At 30.4% G+C, this 20626-nt stretch carries 23 protein-coding genes and 1 tRNA gene; 18 read left to right on the plus strand and 6 right to left on the minus strand.

Going from position 1 to position 20626, the window contains the following annotated elements; translation table 11 throughout:
- Window positions 1-5: 5 nt before the first annotated feature.
- Window positions 6-2378 carry a heavy metal translocating P-type ATPase gene (locus KK2020170_RS10860; protein WP_221258352.1) on the minus strand — a complete coding sequence of 791 codons (2373 nt, stop codon included), beginning with the start codon at window positions 2376-2378 and terminating at the stop codon, window positions 6-8.
- Between the two features lie 105 nt (window positions 2379-2483).
- On the opposite strand from KK2020170_RS10860, the gene KK2020170_RS10865 reads away from it, so the two are divergent.
- Window positions 2484-3164, plus strand: coding sequence for a Crp/Fnr family transcriptional regulator (locus tag KK2020170_RS10865; protein WP_221258353.1), 681 nt, complete (start codon window positions 2484-2486; stop codon window positions 3162-3164).
- Between the two features lie 33 nt (window positions 3165-3197).
- Here KK2020170_RS10865 and KK2020170_RS10870 read toward each other — a convergent pair whose 3' ends face one another.
- A complete protein-coding gene (locus KK2020170_RS10870; RefSeq protein WP_221258354.1) occupies window positions 3198-3503 on the minus strand; it encodes a rhodanese-like domain-containing protein in 306 nt (101 codons plus the stop codon).
- Window positions 3504-3635: 132 nt separating this feature from the next.
- Between KK2020170_RS10870 and KK2020170_RS10875 the strand changes: the two genes are divergently transcribed.
- From KK2020170_RS10875 to KK2020170_RS10940, 14 genes are all read left to right on the plus strand, one after another.
- Window positions 3636-4094 carry a MarR family winged helix-turn-helix transcriptional regulator gene (locus KK2020170_RS10875; protein ID WP_221258355.1) on the plus strand — a complete coding sequence of 153 codons (459 nt, stop codon included), beginning with the start codon at window positions 3636-3638 and terminating at the stop codon, window positions 4092-4094.
- A 6-nt stretch (window positions 4095-4100) separates the two neighbouring features.
- Entirely contained in the window at window positions 4101-4733 is a 633-nt protein-coding gene (locus KK2020170_RS10880; protein ID WP_221258356.1) for an NAD(P)H-dependent oxidoreductase, read from the plus strand.
- Window positions 4734-4765: 32 nt separating this feature from the next.
- Window positions 4766-5335 carry a YceI family protein gene (locus tag KK2020170_RS10885; protein ID WP_221258357.1) on the plus strand — a complete coding sequence of 190 codons (570 nt, stop codon included), beginning with the start codon at window positions 4766-4768 and terminating at the stop codon, window positions 5333-5335.
- 268 nt (window positions 5336-5603) lie between these two features.
- Window positions 5604-7004, plus strand: a complete 1401-nt coding sequence (locus tag KK2020170_RS10890; RefSeq protein ID WP_221258358.1) for an anthranilate synthase component I family protein — start codon at window positions 5604-5606, stop codon at window positions 7002-7004.
- A gap of 19 nt (window positions 7005-7023) precedes the next feature.
- A complete protein-coding gene (locus tag KK2020170_RS10895) occupies window positions 7024-7587 on the plus strand; it encodes an anthranilate synthase component II (RefSeq protein WP_221258359.1) in 564 nt (187 codons plus the stop codon).
- An 86-nt stretch (window positions 7588-7673) separates the two neighbouring features.
- Window positions 7674-8669 carry an anthranilate phosphoribosyltransferase gene (gene trpD, locus KK2020170_RS10900; RefSeq protein ID WP_221258360.1) on the plus strand — a complete coding sequence of 332 codons (996 nt, stop codon included), beginning with the start codon at window positions 7674-7676 and terminating at the stop codon, window positions 8667-8669.
- A 10-nt stretch (window positions 8670-8679) separates the two neighbouring features.
- Window positions 8680-9468 carry an indole-3-glycerol phosphate synthase TrpC gene (gene trpC, locus KK2020170_RS10905; RefSeq protein ID WP_221258361.1) on the plus strand — a complete coding sequence of 263 codons (789 nt, stop codon included), beginning with the start codon at window positions 8680-8682 and terminating at the stop codon, window positions 9466-9468.
- Entirely contained in the window at window positions 9465-10097 is a 633-nt protein-coding gene (locus KK2020170_RS10910) for a phosphoribosylanthranilate isomerase (protein ID WP_488212474.1), read from the plus strand. Before trpC ends, KK2020170_RS10910 begins: the two co-directional genes overlap by 4 nt.
- A 1-nt stretch (window position 10098) precedes the next feature.
- The gene (gene trpB / locus KK2020170_RS10915) at window positions 10099-11283 is read left to right on the plus strand and encodes a tryptophan synthase subunit beta (RefSeq protein ID WP_221258363.1); all 1185 of its coding nucleotides are present in this window, start codon (window positions 10099-10101) and stop codon (window positions 11281-11283) included.
- A 72-nt stretch (window positions 11284-11355) separates the two neighbouring features.
- Window positions 11356-12117 carry a tryptophan synthase subunit alpha gene (gene trpA, locus KK2020170_RS10920; RefSeq protein ID WP_221258364.1) on the plus strand — a complete coding sequence of 254 codons (762 nt, stop codon included), beginning with the start codon at window positions 11356-11358 and terminating at the stop codon, window positions 12115-12117.
- A gap of 62 nt (window positions 12118-12179) precedes the next feature.
- Window positions 12180-13715 carry a SulP family inorganic anion transporter gene (locus KK2020170_RS10925; RefSeq protein WP_221258365.1) on the plus strand — a complete coding sequence of 512 codons (1536 nt, stop codon included), beginning with the start codon at window positions 12180-12182 and terminating at the stop codon, window positions 13713-13715.
- A gap of 55 nt (window positions 13716-13770) precedes the next feature.
- Window positions 13771-14274 (plus strand): GldL-related protein, encoded by a 504-nt coding sequence (locus tag KK2020170_RS10930; protein ID WP_221260050.1) that lies wholly within the window; start codon window positions 13771-13773, stop codon window positions 14272-14274.
- Window positions 14271-15971: a M14 family zinc carboxypeptidase gene (locus tag KK2020170_RS10935; protein ID WP_221258366.1), complete on the plus strand. Its 1701-nt coding sequence runs from the start codon at window positions 14271-14273 to the stop codon at window positions 15969-15971. Before KK2020170_RS10930 ends, KK2020170_RS10935 begins: the two co-directional genes overlap by 4 nt.
- Window positions 15972-15981: 10 nt before the next feature.
- Window positions 15982-16641: a hypothetical protein gene (locus KK2020170_RS10940; protein WP_221258367.1), complete on the plus strand. Its 660-nt coding sequence runs from the start codon at window positions 15982-15984 to the stop codon at window positions 16639-16641.
- A gap of 4 nt (window positions 16642-16645) precedes the next feature.
- On the opposite strand, the gene KK2020170_RS10945 is transcribed toward KK2020170_RS10940, so the two are convergent.
- The gene (locus tag KK2020170_RS10945) at window positions 16646-17236 is read right to left on the minus strand and encodes a hypothetical protein (RefSeq protein WP_221258368.1); all 591 of its coding nucleotides are present in this window, start codon (window positions 17234-17236) and stop codon (window positions 16646-16648) included.
- 8 nt (window positions 17237-17244) lie between these two features.
- Complete coding sequence (locus KK2020170_RS10950; RefSeq protein ID WP_221258369.1) at window positions 17245-17844, minus strand: NUDIX hydrolase; 600 nt, start codon at window positions 17842-17844, stop codon at window positions 17245-17247.
- Window positions 17845-17851: 7 nt separating this feature from the next.
- On the opposite strand from KK2020170_RS10950, the gene pyrE reads away from it, so the two are divergent.
- From pyrE to KK2020170_RS10965, 3 genes are all read left to right on the plus strand, one after another.
- On the plus strand, window positions 17852-18499 hold the full coding sequence (pyrE, locus tag KK2020170_RS10955; RefSeq protein ID WP_221258370.1) for an orotate phosphoribosyltransferase: 648 nt from the start codon (window positions 17852-17854) through the stop codon (window positions 18497-18499).
- Between the two features lie 23 nt (window positions 18500-18522).
- Window positions 18523-18915, plus strand: coding sequence for an SRPBCC family protein (locus KK2020170_RS10960; protein WP_221258371.1), 393 nt, complete (start codon window positions 18523-18525; stop codon window positions 18913-18915).
- Between the two features lie 82 nt (window positions 18916-18997).
- Window positions 18998-19729: a sulfite exporter TauE/SafE family protein gene (locus KK2020170_RS10965; protein ID WP_221258372.1), complete on the plus strand. Its 732-nt coding sequence runs from the start codon at window positions 18998-19000 to the stop codon at window positions 19727-19729.
- A 39-nt stretch (window positions 19730-19768) separates the two neighbouring features.
- Here KK2020170_RS10965 and KK2020170_RS10970 read toward each other — a convergent pair.
- Window positions 19769-19844, minus strand: a tRNA-His gene (locus tag KK2020170_RS10970).
- A gap of 63 nt (window positions 19845-19907) precedes the next feature.
- The gene (bshB1, locus tag KK2020170_RS10975) at window positions 19908-20624 is read right to left on the minus strand and encodes a bacillithiol biosynthesis deacetylase BshB1 (protein WP_221258373.1); all 717 of its coding nucleotides are present in this window, start codon (window positions 20622-20624) and stop codon (window positions 19908-19910) included.
- Window positions 20625-20626: the final 2 nt, after the last annotated feature.

A 20626-nucleotide genomic window follows, 5' to 3' on the forward strand; every position in this document is an offset into this window, starting at 1 on the left:
TGAAATTATTTCTTTTTGGAATAAATATTTGACATTATAGTTACGAAACTAACTACAGTTATTGAACTCAATGGCATTATAATAGCCGCGACTAATGGAGATAAATTACCTGTAATTGCAAAGCTTAATCCAACAATATTATATAGCAGCGAAAGACCAAAACTCATATAAATAGTTTTCATTGCGTTTTTTGAAAACTTTAAAAAATAAGATATCGATTGAAATTGGCTTGCATCCATAATTCCATCACAAGCAGGAGAAAACACGTTTACATTTTCAGAAATTGCAAGCCCCACATTACTTTGTGCCAAAGCGCCAGCATCATTTAAACCATCACCAACCATCATTACATTTTTTCCCTGTTTTTGAAGTTCTTCAATAAATTGAAGTTTCTGTTCAGGTTTTTGATTAAATACTAACTGAGTATTTTTTGGTAGTAATTTTTCTAAAATTGGTCGTTCTCCCTCATTATCTCCAGAAAGTACTTTTAATTCATATTGATGAGATAGATTTTCAAATAAGTCACTTAATCCTTCTCTATATTGGTTACTAAAAACAAAATTCCCTAAATAAACATCATCAATTTCAATGTGAACTTTAGTCTTTTTATGTGATGTTTCGCTAAACGTATCAACAAAACTAGATGAACCAAATTTTACTTTTCCTTCATTAAAAGTAGCATCAACACCTTTTCCTGTAATTTCTTCAAAAGAAATAGAATTGAGCTTTTCTACTTCGGGTAAATAATCATATAATCTTCTACTTAATGGGTGGTTTGAACCACGTAAGGCATTTTTTAATAACGTGATTTGAAAATCATTTAACTCTTTTCCATCGTATATTATAGCTGTTTTTTTATTTGTTGTAATGGTTCCCGTTTTATCAAAAACAATGGTATCTACTTTTGCCAATTGTTCTATTACAATGGCATTTTTCAGGTACATTTTTTTTCGTCCCATTATACGTAAAACATTACCAAGAGTAAAAGGAGCCGTAAGGGCTAATGCACAAGGGCAAGCAACAATTAAAACTGCTGTAAATACGTTAAAAGCTTGGTATGTATCTATAAACAGCCATACAATTAAGACAGTAATTGCAAGTAATAACAAAATTGGCGTAAAGTATCTACTTACTCTATCGGTAATAGTTTTATGTTTTTGGTCTATTTTCTTCTGAAAAACATCATTACTCCACAATTGTGTTAAGTAACTTTGGGAAACCGAAAACAAAACTTCCATTTCGATTGTCGTACCTAATTGCTTACCGCCAGCAAAAATTTTATCCCCCGATTTTTTTTCAATAGGCACCTCTTCACCTGTAACAAAACTGTAGTCAATGGAAGATTTTGATGAAATTAATATTCCATCAACAGGAATTAATTCTTGATTACGAATTAATAATCGATCACCTTTTTCAATATCATATACTTGAACTTGTTCTTCTTTGTTATTGTTTATTCTAGTAACCGCAATTGGAAAATATGATTTATAATCGCGTTCAAAAGACAAGAAACTATAAGTTTTTTGTTGGAATAATTTTCCTAATAACATAAAGAAGACTAAACCAGTTAAGCTATCAAAAAAGCCTTGTCCATATACCATTATTATGTCTATTGTACTTCGTACAAACATTACTATAATTCCAAGGGCTATTGGGATATCAATATTTAAAATTCCTGAGCGTATGCTTTTATAAGCCGACTTGTAATAATCACTTGCAGAATAGAAGAAAGATGGTAATGATAAAGTAAAAATTAGCCATCTAAAAAAAGGTTTATATTGTTCTATCCAAAATTCATCAACTTCAAAATATTCTGGAAAAGAAAGAAGCATAATGTTTCCGAAACAGAAAAAAGCGATACCTAATTTGTAGATTAAGCTTCGGTCTAGATCTTCTTTTCCAGCCTCATAGTTCTCTAAACTTATGTAAGGTTCATACCCTATTGAACTAAGTAAATAAACAATATCCTTTAAAGAAACTTCGGTTTTGTTGAATGAAATTCTAACTTTTTTCTCTGGAAAGTTAACTTGAGAAGTTATAATTCCTTTTTGAAGTTTTTGTAAATTTTCCAAAATCCAAATACACGAGCTACAGTGTATATGAGGAATGTATAATGAAACAATTGCTGTCTTATCTTCATCAAACTCTAATAATTTAGTAACGATTTCATCATTACTTAAAAATTCATATTTACCTTGTATGTCTTGTGGCGTTGCTCCTGGAGCATTTTGAAAATCATAATAACATGTAAGATCATTTTGACTAAAGATTTCATATACAGTTTTACAACCTGTACAACAAAAACTTTTATCATCAAAAACGACTTCGTCTTTTGGTGTGATTTCAGTACCACAATGGAAACAATTTTTTGTATCCATAATTTGCTCATTTTACCTGTTACAAAGGTTACAATTCATTAAAAGATATTATATGATATTTGTCATACTTTAATTATATTTGATAAAAATTTTACAACACCGAAAATGAGTAAATGTGAACAATGTATTGTACGAGAATTAAGTTCGTTAAAAGCTCTAAATAAAGATGAATTAATAAAACTCGCCGATTGTAAATCAACTTACACTATTAAAAAAGGTGAGCCAATTTTTGAAGAAGGAGAAACCATTAATGGTGTTTTTTGCATTAAAGAAGGAGTTTGCAAATTAACAAAGCTTAGTGCAAATGGTAAGGACCAAATCGTAAAACTTGTAAAATCAGGAGAATTACTTGGACAACGATCTATGATTAGTGAAGAACCTACAAACTTAAGTGCTGTTGCTCTTGAAGATATGGATGTTTGTTTTATTCCAAAAAGTGAAGTAATGAGTTATTTCAATTCGAATAACCAATTTTCTATGGAAGTTATGAAAACTATCTGTGGCGATTTAAAAGATGCTGATGATCACATGGTTTCTATGGCGCAAAAAACAGTTAAAGAACGTTTAGCGGAAACGTTATTATTTTTAGAAAACAACTTTGGTACAAATAACGATGGAACTTTAAAAATTCAATTGACAAGAGAAGAACTTGCTGGAATGATAGGAACTGCTACTGAAAGCTGTATTCGATTACTTTCTGAATTCAATAAAAACGATTTAATTGAATTAGTAGGAAAGAAAATTGCACTAAAAGATAAAACAAAATTGAAAAAATTATCTGAATAAAAAAGCGACTTTATAAAGTCGCTTTTTTATTAATTATTCTTTAGGTCCATCCCATTCTGAAAAGCCTCCAACTAAATTATAGGCATTTTCAAATCCCATTTCACGCATAATGTTGCAGGCGTTTGCACTTCTTCCTCCTGCTGCACAATACACATAATAGTTTTTAGATTTATCTAATTCATCAATTTGATAAATAAAACCTTGTCCTTTATAAATATCGATATTTATTGAACCTGGAATTTTTCCTGCATTTACTTCATCTTCTGTTCTCACATCAAGTATAACTCCTTTTTCATCAGTTAAAAACTGACTCCACCATTGTTGTTGTGATAAATTCATGTCTTTTAATTTTTAAGCAAAAATAACACCTAATTTGATATACAAAAATTTTAACACAAAATTAATACACACTTGTATATACAAGTATTAAAATTTAATATATATTTGTACGTACAAATTTTGACATTACAAATGAAAATAGAAGAAATAATAAAAGCAGTGTCTACAGTGAGCATTGAAAAGAAAATTTTACTAAACATTCTGTATACTCAAAATCTTATTTCAGAAAAGTTTAATGAAATTTTAAAACCTTATGACCTATCTACAGAGCAATTTAATGTTCTTAGAATTTTACGTGGACAAAAAGGAAAACCTGCAAATATGTGTGTTATTCAGGAGAGAATGATTGCTAAAACTAGTAATACTACTCGATTAGTTGATAAATTACTGGCAAAAGATTTAGTAACAAGAGAAGTTTGTCCTGATAATAGACGAAAAATGGAAGTATCAATTACACAAAAAGGTTTGGATTTATTATCAACATTAGACCCATTAGTTATTGAACATGAGAAAAGTTTTGGATCAAACTTAACAGAATCAGAGCTTCAAGAATTAAATGTTTTATTAGAAAAAATTAGAAAAATCAAATAAATTGCAATGAATACCTTTATCACAAATCAAAATTGGCGCTATGCTACAAAAAAATTTGATGCATCAAGAAAAGTCTCAAATGAAGATTTACAAACATTAAAAGAAGCTATTCAATTAAGTACTTCATCATACGGATTACAACCTTATAAAGTTTTAATCATTGAGAATCCAGAAATTAGAAAGCAGTTACAACCTGTTTCTTGGGGACAAAGTCAAATTGTCGATGCTTCACATTTAATTGTTTTTGCAAACTTTACTAATATCGATGCTTCTCATATTGACAGCTATATAAAAAACATAGCTCAATCAAGAGATTTACATCTTGAAAATTTAACAGGATATGCAGATTTTATGAAATCAAAAATTCTAGGTTTACCAAAAGAACAATTAGCCATTTGGACATCAAAACAAACCTATCTTGCTTTAGGTAATTTAATTAATGCAGCAGCTGAATTAAAAATTGATGTTACACCGATGGAAGGATTTGAACCTGAACAATACAATGAAATATTAGGATTAAACAAACAAGGTTTAAACGCTTCTTTAGTTGCTCCAATTGGCTATAGGCATTCTGATGATGTTAACCAACATTTAGCTAAGGTAAGAAAACCTCTAAACGAATTATTTGAAACAATTTAAACTTAACATTTATACTCTTAATTTATTACATTATGAATAACACTATTAAATCATTTTTTTTAGCAGCTGTTACTATTTTAACATTTTCTGCTAATGCTCAAACTTCTAAGAAAGTAGATGCAACTAAAAGTTCTATTCACTGGATTGGTAAAAAAGTTACTGGTCAACATGACGGGACTGTTAATATAAAAGATGGAATTTTAATGTTTAAAGAAGACAAATTAGCTGGCGGTAAATTTACTGTTGATATGACATCTATAAGCACTAAAGACTTAGAAGGTGAATGGGCTGGTAAACTTGATGGTCACTTAAAATCAGATGATTTCTTTAGCACAGAAAAACACCCAAATGCTAATTTAGAGTTTAAAAAAATAGCTGATAAAGGAAATGGAGTTTATACTATTTTTGCCGATTTAACTATTAAAGGAATTACTAATCCTATTAATTTTGATATGACAGTAAACGAAAATTCGGCAACTTCAAAATTAATTATCGATAGAACCAAATACGACATTAAATATAAATCAGGATCTTTCTTCGAAAACTTAGGAGATAAAACAATTTACGACGATTTTGAATTAGATGTAAATCTAGTTTTCTAATCCAAATATTGCTATGAAAAAGAAAAGTCCGAAATTAAATTTTCGGACTTTTTTAATTTTTTATTTGGAATATCTAAATAAGTTTATATAAATTTGCAAAATACAAAATACAAAATACAAAATGCAAAACATTTTAAACAATACTTGGTGGTGGATTAACTTACGTCGAACGTCGTGAGCAAATCCTCTATTTGTATAGTTTAATCAAAATACATTCAAAGGCTTGTCAATCACGACAAGCCTTTTTTTATGCTCAAAAATTAACAATATGACAAAATATAAATTTACAACATACAGCAAAAAAATAATCGCCGATACGATTACACCGGTTAGTTTATATCTAAAAATTAGAGATGAATTCCCAAACAGCATTCTTCTTGAAAGTTCTGATTATCATGCAAATGACAATAGTTTTTCATATATCTGTTTCAATCCAATTGCTTCTTTCAAAGTCGAAAATCAAAACATTCACATACAATTTCCAAACGAAAATGAGGCAATCAATCCGATAATAGAAAAAAATCAAGTAATAACTGAATTGCAAAAATTTAGAAACGCATTTAAAACGGAAACAAATGAATTTAAATTTATTTCCAATGGTTTATTTGGTTACACGGCTTACGATGCCATTCAATATTTTGAAAAAATAAACGTTGAGAGAAAATCAAACGACAGTACAATTCCTGAACTTTATTACGCAGTTTATCAAAATATAATTGCTATTAATCATTTTAAAAACGAAGCCTATTTATTTTGCCATAGTTTAAATGATGAAAACAATATTTCTAAAATTGAACAAATCATCGCTAATCGCAATTTAGCGACCTACAACTTTATAAAAATTGGTGATACATCTTCAAATATTTCAGATAATCAATTTAAAGAAAATGTAGCCAAAGCTAAACAACATTGCAAACGTGGTGATGTTTTTCAATTGGTTTTATCAAAACGATTCGATCAAGAATTTAAAGGAGATGAATTTAATGTTTATAGGGCTTTACGAAACATTAATCCTTCACCTTATTTATTTTATTTTGATTATGGAAATTTTAAAATATTTGGTTCTTCTCCAGAAGCGCAATTAGTAATTCAAAATAATCATGCCGAAATTCATCCTATTGCGGGAACTTTTAAAAGAACTGGAAATGATGAACAAGATGTTGAATTAGCTAAGAAACTAACTGAAGATACCAAAGAAAACAGTGAACATGTTATGCTTGTTGATTTAGCTCGAAACGATTTAAGCACCTATTGTAACGAAGTTAAAGTAGAAAAATACAAGGAAGTACAATATTTTTCCCATGTAATCCATTTGGTTTCAAAAGTAGTGGGTAAGCTAAAAAAATCCGATGCTGATTTAAACTTGGTTGCTAAAACTTTTCCAGCAGGAACGTTATCGGGAGCTCCAAAAGTAAAAGCCATGCAACTAATCGAAAATATTGAAACTACAAACAGAAGTTTCTATGGTGGCGCAATAGGAATGCTAGATTTTAATGGCAATTACAATCATGCCATAATGATTCGTTCCTTTTTAAGTAAAAATCACAAGTTGTATTTTCAAGCTGGAGCTGGAATTGTTGAAAGTTCTAATGAAGAAAACGAATTACAAGAAGTATATAACAAAATAAATGCTTTACAAAAAGCAATAGAATTAGCCGAAACAATTTAATCTTATATTTGCAGAACTCATGAAAGTAGCCGTTATAGATAATTACGACAGTTTTACATACAACCTAGTTCACTACTTGGAAGATTTAGGTGCTGATATAACTGTGTTTAGAAACGATGAATTCGAATTAGAAGAATTAGATTCTTTTGAAAAGATTTTACTTTCTCCTGGTCCTGGTATTCCGGATGAAGCCGGACTTCTAAAAGAGGTTATCAAAACCTATGATAAAACGAAAGACATTTTTGGTGTTTGTCTAGGTTTACAAGCCATTGGTGAAATTTATGGTGGAAAACTAACCAACTTAGATACTGTTTTTCATGGTGTTGCAACAAAAATTTCAGTAACCAATGATGATTACATCTTTACTAACTTACCACAAAATTTTAATGTTGGTCGCTACCATTCTTGGGTTGTGGCTACTGAAAACCTACCCGAAACTTTAATCATCACTTCAACTGATGAAAATGGGGAAATCATGTCGTTAAAACATCAACATTTAAAGGTTCGTGGTGTACAATTTCATCCAGAAAGTGTTTTAACTCCAAACGGAAAGCAAATTTTAGAAAATTGGCTTAAAGCCTAATCCTTATCACATATTAATCCAATTTGAGAAACCTATTTATAGATTTCTTCAGTAGACTTTATTTCAATTTCTAAATTATTCAAAAAATGAAAACTATTTTAAATCAATTAATTACACATCAAACACTATCAAAACAAGAAGCAAAAGAAGTGTTACTTAACATATCAAAAGGTGATTATAACGAAAGTCAAATCGCTGCATTTATCACTGTTTATTTAATGCGAAATATCACTTTAGAAGAGTTAACTGGGTTTCGTGAAGCATTATTAGAATTGTGTATTCCTGTTGACTTTAGTGATTATAACACTATCGATTTATGCGGAACTGGTGGCGATGGAAAAGATACTTTTAATATTTCAACCTTAGCTTCATTTATAGTAGCCGGTGCCGGAATTAAAGTTGCAAAACACGGTAATTATGGAGTTTCCTCAATTTCTGGTTCAAGTAATGTTATGGAAATAATGGGTGTGAAATTTTCAAATAACCAAGATTTTCTAAAAAAATGTATTGAAGAAACAAATATTGCCATTCTTCATGCGCCACTCTTCCACCCTGCTTTAAAAAATGTGGGGCCTATTCGTAAAAATTTAGGTATCAAAACATTCTTTAATATGTTGGGACCAATGGTCAATCCTTCGTTTCCAAAGAATCAAATGGTAGGTGTTTTTAGTTTAGAATTAGCTCGAATGTATGCCTATTTATATCAAAATACAGAAGTTAATTTCAGCATTTTACATGGCTTAAGTGGATTTGATGAAGTTTCTTTAACCGATAATGTAAAAGTTATTACGAATACATCGGAACAAATTATTTCTCCTGAAGATTTTGGCTTTCATAAAATTAAATTAGAAGCTATAAAAGGAGGAACAACGACTGATGAAGCTGCTAAAATATTTTACAATATTATTTCAGGAAAAGGAACTTTGGAACAAAAACAAGTGGTTTGTGCAAATACAGCGTTAGCAATTCAAACCGTTGAAAAATTAACCTTTGATGAGGCTTTTTCTAAAGCAGAAGAAAGTTTATTAAGTGGGAAAGCGTTTGAAAAACTAAATAAATTAATTGCAATTAGTAAACAATAAAACTTACAGAATGAACATCTTAGATAAAATTATATCCGACAAAAAACGAGAAGTGGAATTAAAGAAAAAATTAGTTTCAGTCAACCAATTAGAAGCTACTGATTTATTCAATTCGCGAACAAAATCGTTAAGTAAAATTTTAGCCAATAGTAACATTGGAATTATTGCCGAACATAAAAGACGTTCCCCTTCAAAAAGTATTATAAATTTTAATCATTCAGTTGAAGATGTAACGTTGGGTTATCAAAACGCTGGAGTTTCTGGAATTTCTGTTTTAACGGATGGAAAATATTTTGGTGGAAGTTCAGACGATTTACTGTTAACAAAAGCAACTGTAAATATTCCAGTTTTGAGAAAAGAGTTTATTATAGATGAATACCAAATTTTAGAAGCAAAAGCATTTGGAGCTGATGTTATTCTACTCATTGCAGCTGTTTTAACTCGAGAAGAAATTCAACATTTATCACTGTTTGCGCAAAGTTTAGGTTTAGAAGTTTTATTAGAAGTTCACAATCGGGAAGAATTAGAAAAATCGATAATGCCAAGTTTAAATATGATTGGTGTTAATAATAGAAATCTAAAAACATTTGAGGTTAGTTTAGATTACAGTAAGGAACTAGCACAACTCATTCCTGATGAATTTGTAAAAGTTTCGGAAAGTGGCATAAGTTCAATTGAAGCTATTAAAGACTTACAACAATTTGGTTACCAAGGCTTTTTAATGGGAGAACATTTTATGAAAACTGATAATCCTGGAAACGAAGCTAAAGCATTCATTCAAAAACTGATTAAATTATGAAACCCAAATTAAAAATATGCGGTATGAAAAATCTTGAAAATATTCAGGAAATTTCAACTTTAGAATCTGAATTCATAGGCTTTATTTTTTGGGAACCTTCAAAAAGATATTGCGATTTAGAATCATTACCCTTGCTACCAAAATCTATTAAAAAAGTTGGTGTATTTGTAAATGCTTATTTCTATGATATAATGGAAAAAGTAAAACAATATAATTTAGATATAGTCCAACTTCATGGCAACGAATCACCAACACTTTGTAGAGATTTAAAGAAAGAAAATATTACGGTTATTAAAGCTTTTGCTTTAAATAATGGGTTCAATTTTAGCATTTTAAAATACTTTGAAGCCACTTGTGATTATTTTTTATTTGATACAAAAGGTAGACTTCCAGGTGGTAACGGAACTACTTTCGATTGGAAAATATTAGAAAATTATAATTTGGACACTCCATTTTTTTTAAGTGGCGGAATTGGACTCAATCAAACCAAACAATTAAAAGAATTCTTCAGTTTAGAAGTTTCAAAAAAATGCTATGCTATCGATGTAAACAGCCAATTTGAAACTGAATATGGAATTAAAAACAAAAGTGAATTAAAACAATTTCAACAACTACTAAACACATTTTAAGATGAATTATACTGTAGATGAAAACGGATTTTACGGAAAATTTGGTGGCGCATTTATTCCGGAAATGTTGTATCCAAATGTAGAAGAATTAAAACAAAAATATCTTCAAATCATGAACGAACCTTCTTTTCAAGAAGAATATCAGGATTTACTGAAACAATATGTGGGCAGACCTACGCCATTATATTTTGCAAAACGATTATCAGAACAATACAATGCTAAAATCTATTTAAAAAGGGAAGATTTATGTCATACTGGTGCTCATAAAGTGAACAATACCATCGGGCAAATTTTAATGGCTAAACGTTTAGGCAAAAAACGAATTATTGCCGAAACGGGTGCTGGTCAACATGGTGTGGCAACGGCTACAGTTTGTGCTTTAATGGGGTTAGAATGTATTGTATATATGGGCGAAATTGATATTCAACGCCAAGCTCCAAATGTTGCAAGAATGAAAATGTTAGGTGCCGTAGTTCGTCCAGCAACTTCAGGCTCTAAAACGTTGAAAGATGCTACAAATGAAGCGATTCGTGATTGGATTAATAATCCTACAGACACTTTTTATATTATCGGTTCTGTGGTTGGTCCACATCCTTATCCAGATATGGTTGCCAAGTTCCAACGCATTATTTCTCAAGAAATTAAGTCACAACTAAAAACTTTAGAAGGAACTGAAAATCCAAATTATGTTATTGCATGCGTAGGTGGCGGAAGTAATGCCGCTGGTGCATTTTATGAATATTTAGAGGAAGAAAATGTACAATTAATTGCTGCTGAAGCCGCTGGTAACGGTGTAGATTCTGGTGAAAGTGCTGCTACTTCTGTTTTGGGAAAAATAGGAATTATTCACGGAAGTAAAACCCTTTTAATGCAATCTGAAGACGGACAAATAACGGAACCCTATTCTATTTCTGCAGGATTAGATTATCCAGGTGTTGGACCTTTACATGCACATTTGTTCGATTCCAAAAGAGCCATTTTTGAAGCGGTTACTGATGATGAAGCCATGCAAGCTGGATTAAATTTATGCAAAAAAGAAGGAATTATTCCTGCAATTGAATCATCTCATGCATTAGCTGTTTTAGACAAAAGAAAATTTCAACCTGATGATATAATTGTCATTAATTTATCGGGTCGTGGCGATAAAGATTTAAGTACTTATATAGATTACTTTGATATATATTAAAATTACGAATTATCAATTACGAAATAAAAGTATCAAATAAACGCATTAACAAACTAACGACTAAACATTGTTATGAATAGAATTAATCAAAAACTTCAAGAAGATAAAAAACTTTTATCTATTTATTTTACAGCTGGTTTTCCAAACCTAAACGATACCACTACTATCATTAAAGAATTAGAAAAAAGTGGAGTCGATATGATTGAAATTGGTTTGCCATTTAGCGATCCTTTAGCAGATGGGCCAACCATTCAAGAAAGTTCAACAATTGCAATCGAAAATGGAATGACTACAAAAGTTTTATTTGAACAACTGAAAGACATTCGTAAAACAGTACAAATTCCGTTAATAATAATGGGCTATTTTAATCCAATGATGCAATTTGGCGTAGATAATTTCTGTAATAAATGTGCAGAAATTGGAATTGATGGGCTAATTATTCCAGATTTGCCTTTAGAAATTTATAAAAGTGAATACCAATCTATTTTTGAAAAATACAATTTGAAAAATATCTTCTTAATTACGCCACAAACTTCCGAAAGTCGTATTCGAGAAATTGATGAATTATCCGAAAGTTTCATTTACATGGTGAGTTCGGCTGCAGTAACAGGAAGTCAGTCTGGTTTTGGAATCGAACAAACGGAATATTTCAAAAGAATTCACGATTTAAAATTGAAAAACCCTCAAATTGTGGGCTTTGGTATAAAAGATAAAGAAACATTTAATCAAGCTATAGAATATCAAAAAGGAGCGATTATTGGTAGTGCATTTATAAATTTTATAAGAAATCAACATTTCAATAAGATAAATGATTTTTGCAGCAACATATTGTAATTCAATAGAGCCAAATAAATTATGTACCTTTGCCGCTTTTAAGCCAAAAAGTAGATTTTTAAATGCAAAAAGTATTCAACTTATTCGATTTTTCTCAAAAAGTAAATTATAAAACTGAAATATTAGCTGGATTAACCGTTGCTATGACGATGATTCCAGAATCGTTGTCATTTGCTATTCTAGCAGGATTTCCTCCTCTTGTCGGACTTTACGGCGCTTTTATCATGGGATTAATTACGGCTATTTTTGGTGGTCGTCCTGGTTTAATTTCGGGTGGTGCTGGAGCAACAGTAATTGTTTTAATTGCTTTAATGAAATCTCACGGATTGGAATATGTATTTGGTGCCATCATCATCGCTGGAATTCTTCAAATATTTGTTGGATTATTCAAATTAGGAAAATTCATCCGTTTGGTTCCGCAACCTGTAATGTATGGTTTCGTGAACGGATTAGCGGTTGTAATTTTCATGTCACAATTGGAACAATTTAAAACCGTAATCAATGGAGAAACCACTTGGTTAAGCGGAAGTCCAATGTTAATCATGTTAGGATTAGTTGTATTAACTATTGCAATTGTTATTGGCTTACCAAAAATTACTAAAGCTATTCCTGCTTCATTAGTGGCTATTATGGTTGTTTTTGGAATTGTTTTAGCATTTGGAATCGAAACCAAACAAGTAAAAGATATTGCTTCTGTAAGTGGAAGCCTTCCTCCTTTTCATATTCCTTCAATTCCATTAACTTGGGAAACCTTACAAATCATTTTTCCTTATGGATTAGTGATGGCAGCTGTAGGCTTAACCGAAGGTTTGTTAACGCTTAATTTAGTCGATGAAATAACAGCTTCAAAAGGAAATAGTAACCGTGAATGTTTAGCGCAAGGAACAGCGAATATTGCCAACGGATTTTTCTTCGGAATGGGTGGTTGCCCTATGATAGCACAAACTTTAGTTAACTTATCTGCTGGTTCAAGAGCAAGATTATCAGGAATAATTGGGGCTTTAACCATTTTAGTAATCATATTAGTCGGTGCTCCAGTAATTGAATTATTACCAATGGCTGCTTTAACGGGTGTTATGATTATGGTAGCGATTGGAACTTTTGAATGGACAAGCTTCAAAACTTTCAACAAAATGCCAAAATCGGATATTATTGTGATGTTAATTGTTACTTTGATTACGATTTTCATGCATAATTTAGCTTTAGCAGTCTTAATTGGAGTAATTATTTCAGCTTTAGTTTTTGCTTGGGAAAATGCAAAACGTATTCGTGCGCGTAAATATGTAGATGAAAATGGAATAAAACATTACGAAATATTCGGACCCTTATTCTTTGGTTCTACGACAGCTTTTGCTGAAAAATTTGATATTCAAAACGACCCAAAAGAAATTATTATCGATTTTGCTGAAAGTAGAATTGCTGATATGAGCGCAATAGAAGCCGTAAACAATATTACAAGCAAATACGCAAAAGAAGGAAAAACCGTTCATCTTCGTCATTTAAGCAACGATTGTATTGTGTTACTTAAAAATGCGGAAGCGATTATCGATGTCAATATCTTAGAAGATCCTTCTTATAATGTAATGCCAGGAAAATAAGAATTTCAATTATTAATAAATTATAATTAGCTTTACTTTTTGTAAAGCTTTTTTTATGCAGAAAATTTTCAGTGCTATACGAATATTGATCTCAATTACAATTATTGCAGTATTATTTAGATTAATGCATTGGCCTAATTCAATGTATCTTTTTCTTATTGGACTTGGAGGAATATTTATTTTATATCCAATTCGATTTTATTTAAAAAAGGATAAAGTAGTTTTAGATTATATCAAACTTATTTTTGTAGAACTTTTTTGCTTTACAAGGTTTATTAAAATTCATCATTTACTCAAAATTGATACGTTAGAAATTATAACCGATATAATTGGAATTATTTGGATACTATTTGAAATCTTTAATTTTATCAATAATATTAAACCTGAATACAAACCTATACTTCCAAAGTTTAATTTCAATTATATTTTTGCTTTAATAATACTTTTAGGAGCAATTTTCAAACTGATGCATTGGCCATATGCAAATATTCTGCTTGTAATAGGATTAATTTTATTGGCTCTATTTTTAATTTATGATGCTTTAAAACAAAAATCATGAAATACATTTTATTTTTCTTTTCAATATTTACAGTTGCCCAAAACCTAAAAACGCCTTTCGAATTAGGAAACGGAAATCAATCGACAACTTATTCGGAATGTATTTCGTATTATGAAAAATTAGACAATCAATTTGAAACCATACAAATGCAAAAAATGGGTTTGACAGATAGTGGCGAACCGTTGCATATTGCAAGTTTTTCTTCTGATAAGAATTTTGATTTTAATTCGAATAAAGCTGTCATTTTACTTAATAACGGAATTCATCCTGGCGAACCTGACGGAATTGATGCTACTATGATGCTGATGCGAGATTTGGCAACCAATACAATTAAAGTTCCGAAAAACTCAATTATAGTTGCGATTCCTGTTTACAATATTGGTGGCATGTTGAATCGAAATTCGCATTCTCGTGCTAATCAAAACGGACCAGAAGCCTATGGATTTAGAGGGAATGCACGTAACTATGATTTAAATCGTGATTTCATTAAATCGGACTCTAAAAATTCGAGAAGCTTCCAAGAGATTTTCCAATTGGTAAATCCAGATATGTTTATCGATAATCACGTTTCAAACGGTGCCGATTATCAATATACGTTTACTTGTATTGCTACGCAACACCAACGTTTGGGTGGAAAATTGGGTGAATTTTACAAAAACGAAATGCATCCTACTATCATGCAAAAATTAAAGCTGAAAAATATTGAAAGTGTTCCGTATGTCAACATTCATGGCGACATGCCGGATAACGGATTTGCGCAATTTATGGATTCGCCTCGATATGCTACTGGTTACACTACGCTATTTAATGCATTAGGTTCGGTTCCAGAAACGCATATGCTAAAACCTTTCAAAGATCGTGTAAGAGTTACTTATGAGTACATGGTGGAAACCATTAATTATGTAGATCAAAATGCTACAAAAATTAAAGCGTTGAAAAATCAAAATTTAGATAATTACAAAGCTGGAATGCAATATCCGTTACAATGGGAAATCGATTCGACTAAAGTTTCTTATATCGATTTTATGGGTTACCAAGGCGGATATAAACCAAGTGATGTTTCGGGTAAAGAACGCTTGTATTATGACAAGAAACAACCTTTTACTAAGAAAATTCCGTTTTATAATGATTATAAAGCAACGAAAGAAGTTACCATTCCAAGTTTTTATATCATTCCACAATCGCAATGGCCAATTATTGAATTATTACAATTGAATAAAATTGAAATGCAACCGCTAGCTCAAGATACTGAAATTGAAGTGGAAAGCTATAAAATTGCATCTTTTGAAACGACTAAATACCCATACGAAGGACATTACGGTCATTACATCACAACGGTTTCAAAATCAACTGAAAAAGTAAAATTTAGAAAAGGCGATTTTATGATTTCAACCAACCAAAAAGGAGTGAAATATTTATTGGAAACATTAGAACCAGAAGCAGTGGATAGTTATTTTAACTGGAACTTTTTTGATACGATTCTCCAACAAAAAGAATATTTCTCAGCTTATGTTTTTGAAGATTTAGCAAAAGAGTTATTAGATAAAAACGCAAAATTAAAAGCGGAATTTGAAGCTAAAAAACAAAGTGATTCAAAATTTGCAGAAAATGGTGCAGCCCAACTCGATTGGATTTATAAACATTCACCTTATTATGAAAAAGCGCATTTGCAGTATCCGGTTTATAGAGTTAAATAATAAAATAAATATGAAATTGAGATTTTTAATTATATCGTACTTTTTTAGTATTATGTTATTTGCACAAGATAAAAATGAAAAAGATATTAAATACTATCAAATTCAACATATTAATTCTGGCAATATTTTTTTAAAAAAAGGAAATGATTTTAATGCACTTCTTTCATTTCATTCTGTATTAGGATATAATTTTGATAAAAATCCAATGACTGAGTATGAAATCTATGCAAGAAAAAAAATTGACTCATTATTTCCTATTTATCAGAAAAAGGAAAAGGAGAAATGGAAAGGAAAATGGAAACTTCAACAACTACAAAATTTTGAATATAATTATGAATATATTGAGTTTAAAGATAGTTTAGTTCTTTTTTATAAAATTGAAGATGCTTTTAAACCATGTAGAATTGAAAATTTAAAATTTGCAAATTATAATGACCTAGATACATTAAATTTTTATAATTCTTTAGAATTTAAAAATAATGAGATTTGGGAATTTACTTTTGAAGTAATTAATGGAGAAAAAAGACTCAAAGTTTATTTACTAAGAGATGAAAATAAAGTTTATCGTACTTTATTGGATGAAAGAGGTCTTTTTAGAGATGAACAAAAAAGAAAAAAAGCATTAGAAGAAGAAATACTTACATATTATGTTTTTGATCAAAATCAGTAAACAATTAGTTTGTCCCGTGTTTAATTCCACAATCTTTAAAAAATTCTTTCATTAATTGCATTTTTTGAGTGCAAAGCTCTCCTACTGTAATTTCATTATTACTAGACCTATAATTATTACATTCAAAGCAAATTTCAAGAAATCCAATTAAATTATTTTCATTGTCATAAAATAAAATTGCATTGCGGGGCATATAACAATCATTTACAACTAAGGTATTAACTTCTTCTTTAAACCCATAATTATAAATTAAATCTGTAAGTCTTTCTATTTGTTGAATATTTAATATTTGAATTTCATAAAAATTACTATCATTTAAAGAGTCTTTATTTGAAATAATTAAATCAAGATATTTTTGCAATTCTTCGCCTTCAACTCCTTCACCTTTATTTTGATAAGAAATAATTTTTATTTGGGAAGTAAAATTATAAGGGAAACTTAAAATCCTTTTTTCAAAACTTAACTTATTGCTTTTGAAACAGTTTGCTTTTTCAATTTCTTTTTCATACGTACTTTTCTTTTTTTGAGAAAATGCAAAATTTGAAATTAAAATAGTTGAGATGCAAAAAACTAAAAACTTGATTGAATATTTCATTATAAATATTAAATTACATTTTCAAACTCAAACAACAATTTAATATTCTCGTACGAATTATCTAAAATAGTTGGAATATCTTTTGGTTTAATCCAGGCTACTTTTTCAATGCCTTCTTCAATTTGGCCTTCTGGAATGCCTTCAAAATCAGATTTCATTTCAAACCAATAGGTTTGTTTCAATTTATAACGTCCGTTACGTTTAAAAACATGATAGGTTTTCGGAAGTTTTTTTACAATCGATAAACCGTTCACTCCTGTCTCCTCTTCTACTTCTCGCATCGCCGTTTCTTCTATAGTTTCATTTTTCTCGGTTCCGCCTTTTGGCAAATCCCATTTTCCATTTCTGAAAATAAATAAAACTTCTCCTTTTTTGTTATAAACCAATCCGCCGCCAGCTTTCACAACTGGAATTTTAGCTTTTAAGGTTTTCATAATCAGCTTTTCATCGGGATGATATAAAAAAGCTTTCTGAATTTTATTTTGGAAAATCTTAACTATAAGTTTCTTAATATCAACACTTTCTAAAAGAAAAAGTTGAAAATCGGTTTCCTTTTGAACTTCATTAGTCAAAAAAAGTGGCTTATCGTTGACAAAAACTTTATACATTTGTAGTATGATTTTTGATAACAACACAGCTAAAAAAACAGCCGAATTGCTTTTACAAATAAACGCAATTAAATTAAATTCTAAAAATCCTTTTACATGGGCTTCAGGCTGGAAGTCTCCAATTTATTGTGATAATAGAATTATCCTATCATTTCCCCCTGTTCGTAACTATATTCGCGAAGCTTTTGCTAAGCATATAGAAGAGAAATTTGGAAAGCCCGATGTTATTGCTGGCGTTGCCACTGGCGCTATAGGTATTGGCATACTTGTTGCTGAATATATGGGACTGCCATTTGTATATGTTCGTCCAGAACCTAAGAAACACGGACGTCAAAATCAAGTGGAAGGTTTTTTACAAAAAGGACAAAATGTGGTTGTTGTAGAAGATTTAATTAGTACTGGTGGAAGTAGCTTGTTAGCGGTTGAAGCCTTACGTAATGAAGGCGCAAATGTGAAAGGTATGGCGGCTATTTTTACGTACGGATTTGATATTTCGGTAGAAAAAATTGCTGCGGCAAATTTAGATGTATTTACGTTAAGCAATTACAATGTATTATTACAAGAAGCTGTTAGTAAAAAATACATTACAGAAGAAGAGTTAATTACTCTTGAAGATTGGCGTAAAAGTCCATCGGAATGGAATGTAGAAGTTTAAAATTATAATAGAAAAAGAATAAAATGAATTTAGAAAGTCCAAAAGTTACTGTAGATAAATCAGCTGAATATATTTTCAATGCTCTAACTGATGTTAAGAATTTTGAGAAATTAATGCCTGAAAATATTGCTAAGTTTGAAGTAATTGATGAAAATTGTTTTGAATTTGGTTTAAAAGGCATGCCAGAAATTAAATTGGTAAAAAAAGAAGCTATTCCAAATGATAAAATTGTTTTAGGAGCTGCTTCAAGTAAATTACCTTTTACATTAACAGGAATTTTAACAGAACTTGACGTTGAAAAAACTGAAATTCAATTACAGTTTGAAGGAGATTTTAACCCAATGATGGCCATGATGGTAAAAGGCCCAATTGGTAAATTTATAGAAACGTTAGCGCAAAATATGAACAAACTTTAGTTTGTAGTAATTTGCTGCTATTAACCCGAAAAACTCTTGCCAAAAGCGAGAGTTTTTTTGTTATATTTGATAAAACCCTGAAATGCTTCAAAAAGTTAGTTTTCTTTTCCTTGTTCTTGCTTTAATTGCAGAAATTGTTGGTACCATTGGTGGATTTGGTTCTTCGGTTTTCTTTGTGCCATTGGCTAACTTTTTCTTCGATTTTCAAACCGTTTTAGGCCTAACAGCACTTTTCCATGTATTTAGTAACATTAGTAAAATAGCACTTTTCAGAAAAGGGTTAGATAAAAAACTATTGTTATCCATAGGAATTCCATCTGTAATTTTTGTAATAATTGGTGGGGTTTTAACGCAATTCTTAGATAATAAAATACTCGAAATAGTTTTAGCTGTTTTTCTAATTGCTTTTAGTTTGCTTTTCTTAATCAAAAAGGAATTGGTAGTTAAACCAACATCAAAAAGTACATTTCTTGGCGGTTCTCTTTCTGGATTTACAGCTGGTTTATTAGGAACTGGTGGTGCTATTAGAGGAATTACAATGGCTGCTTTCAACCTGGAGAAAAATGTTTTTATAGCAACTTCTGCAGCGATTGATTTTGCAATTGATTTTACGCGAACAATTGTATACTTCTTTAACGGATATATAAAAAATGATATTTTAATTTACATTCCATTTCTGATTATAATAAGTTGGGTTGGGACATACATTGGGAAATACATTTTACAATTTATTCCTCAAGAAAAGTTTAAGCAAATTGCTTTAGGACTCATTTTATTTATAGGAATTGTAATGTTTGTTAAGATTATTCCATAAAAAAAAGCTCAGATTTCTCTGAGCTTTTTCAACATTTAAGGGTGAAAGACGGGTCTCGAACCCGCGACCTTCGGAACCACAATCCGACGCTCTAACCAACTGAGCTACAATCACCATTTGTTTTGCGAGTGCAAATATAGATGTTTCCTACAATCTTACAAAGATTTTTTTTACTTTTTTATTTCAAATCTGCTAAACTATTGACAGCCAAATATCTTTCAGTTGTAAAACCTTCAGCATAATCTACTCCAACCAATCTTCCTAAGTCTTGTGCACGATAGGTAACGCTATCTGAAAAGTTTTTTGAAGTTATAGGTGAAACAGGTTCTTTCGAATCGGGATTGTAAAATTGAGAATCATAAGCCATTACGGCATCAATCTTATTTTGCATAAAACCAGAAACATCAACCACAAAATCTGGTTCAATATTTTCCCATTGAATGTAATGATACACAACTTTTGGTCGCCAAGCTTGTTGTATTTCTCCGTTTAGTTCGGTTTCAATCTTTCGTAAACCCGATAAAAAACATGCATCGCTTACTAATTTACTTCCTTTTGCATGATCGATATGTCGATCTTGAATGGCATTGCATAAAACAATTTCAGGTTGGTATTTTCGAATCATCTTAATGATTTCTAATTGGTGTTTTTCATCATTTACGAAAAAACCATCTCTAAAACCAAGATTTTCTCGTACAGAAACTCCTAAAATTTTAGCAGCTTTTTTGGCTTCTTCATCTCTAATTTCTGCAGAACCTCGTGTACCTAATTCTCCTCGAGTTAGATCTATAATTCCAACTTTTTTACCTAACGAAATTTCTTTTGCAATGGTTCCACTACAACCTAATTCAACATCATCTGGATGAGCACCAAAGGCTAATATATCAAGTTTCATTA

The sequence above is a fragment of the Flavobacterium okayamense genome (assembly GCF_019702945.1).
In the GTDB taxonomy this organism is placed as follows: Bacteria; Bacteroidota; Bacteroidia; order Flavobacteriales; family Flavobacteriaceae; genus Flavobacterium; species Flavobacterium okayamense.